Raw genomic sequence first — 1,843 nt, 5'->3', positions numbered from 1 at the left:
GGTACCATCTCACTTTTTACAAGCATCTTGCTGCGTTCGATCCATGCTTTAGCCGGATAGAATACTTTATCTTCACCCGCTACCTCAAAATTCTTCGATTCAAAACAGTTCTTACCACTAATCCACATGCCGGCACGTTCGAAACTCACAATGACCGTGTCATTCTTTATTTCAATGCTTTTATAATAAGGGCTTTCACCGTTTACTCCTTCTATCCCGTAAGTCTTTGTCAGGGCAAGAAGTGCCAATCGCTCACCGGCAACTTGCTTACGGGCAGGATGAATGCCTTTTTCCATCCCTGCATCCAGCAGTACGGCCATACCGGTATTGGGTACACGGTGCTCTACTTGCGCCTGTGCTTCGCGGAGATAGGCTGTATTGATTACTTCTTTTCCACGTTCCGTGATAATTCCATAATCGTATGGAGCTATCTGGCAGTAATAAAAAGGAAAATCACCTTGTTTCCATTCGGTACGCCATCCGTTAATGAGTGTCGTAAACATATCCGCATAGGTATGGGCACGATTCCAGTTATCCTCACCCTGATACCAGATGACTCCTTTCATGGTCAGTCCGATCAATGGGTGCAACATACCATTATACAGTACGGTTGGAGTACGGTTCTTTGATTTGATATCTGTCTCCGACCGGGGTATCTTTGCATCCGGAAAAGCTTTCAACCAGTCGGCAGTCATCCAAGCTTCGCAAGCCGAACCACCCCAGGCTGCCACTATCAAGCCTACCGGAACATCCAATATTTCATTTACCAACCGCCCGAAGTAATAGGCTGTCGCACTGAAATCGCGCACTGTAGCCGGACTTGCCTCTTTCCAAGAGCCTGTCACATCATTTTGCGGAGTGAGCGTAGAGGTACGTTTCACTGTGAATAGTCTTATCTCAGGGTTCCTGCTACGGAGAATATCCATATTAGCGTTCTCTACAGGCTGGTTTTTAAAGCCTTTCATAGGCATCTCCATATTGCTTTGACCGGAGCAAAGCCATAATTCCCCTATCAGAATATTGCTCAGAACTTTCGGAGTTCCATCATCAAAAGTAACAGTATAAGGTCCGCCTGCTTCGGGAGTGGAAACGGCTAGTTTCCATGCACCTTGTTTATCCGCTGTTACTGCATACAGTTTTCCATCCCAGCTAGTGCGGACGGTTACTTTCTTATTGGGAGTTGCCGTCCCCCAGAGATTGGCATGGGTCTGTTGCTGCATAACCATGCCATCCGAGAAGATGGCAGGCAGGTGCACTTCTGCATGAGTTGACAGGCAAACTGCAAATAGAAAAATAGCAAGTGTAGTGCCTGCTGTAGCTATTAAGTTTTTCATCGTTGTATATTTAGGGTTCTCACAGAGTTCAGGATAAGCATCCCAAAAAGAGAAGAACCGGATTCCGTAAAGAGAAGACGGAAAAGAGGGAAGTTTGTACTCAATAAAATGAAAATTTAGCAGGCAAAGCCCGCCCAAACAACGAGCTACCAGTGGCAAGTATCCGAACTGTGTATCAAAAAACTATCAGATATTAGCTTAACGCTAACATGCAGAAAGATACTTGTTGTTTATAGTCCGTTATTTACTTTAGCTTAGAATCCATCAGTGATAAGCTCTTTTCCCACTACGACTGAAGATAGTTCCCATTAGGACTGAAGGTACTTCCCACTACGACTGAAGCCACTTCCCACTAGGACTGAACTCGTGTTCCACTACGACTGACATTAGTGGAACAGCAAGTGCATTGCCACACAGACAGTTATGCTCTTTGCATCACTCCTATATAACTCATATCGGGAAAGGTAATGAGTTTTCACCACAGAGTAACACTGAGTTTCACAGAGTTC

At 45.1% G+C, this 1,843-nt stretch carries 1 protein-coding gene; it reads right to left on the bottom strand.

The genetic code is table 11. From position 1 onward, the window contains the following. Window positions 1–1,334 (bottom strand): sialate O-acetylesterase (locus BACCELL_RS12760; RefSeq protein ID WP_007212225.1); only part of this gene is annotated, 1,334 nt, incomplete at its 3' end. Window positions 1,335–1,843 lie beyond the last annotated feature (509 nt).

It is taken from the genome of Bacteroides cellulosilyticus DSM 14838 (assembly GCF_000158035.1).
Classification (GTDB): domain Bacteria; phylum Bacteroidota; class Bacteroidia; order Bacteroidales; family Bacteroidaceae; genus Bacteroides; species Bacteroides cellulosilyticus.
Note: the sequence above shows the minus strand (reverse complement) of the source record. Positions and strands in the feature narration are given on the sequence as shown.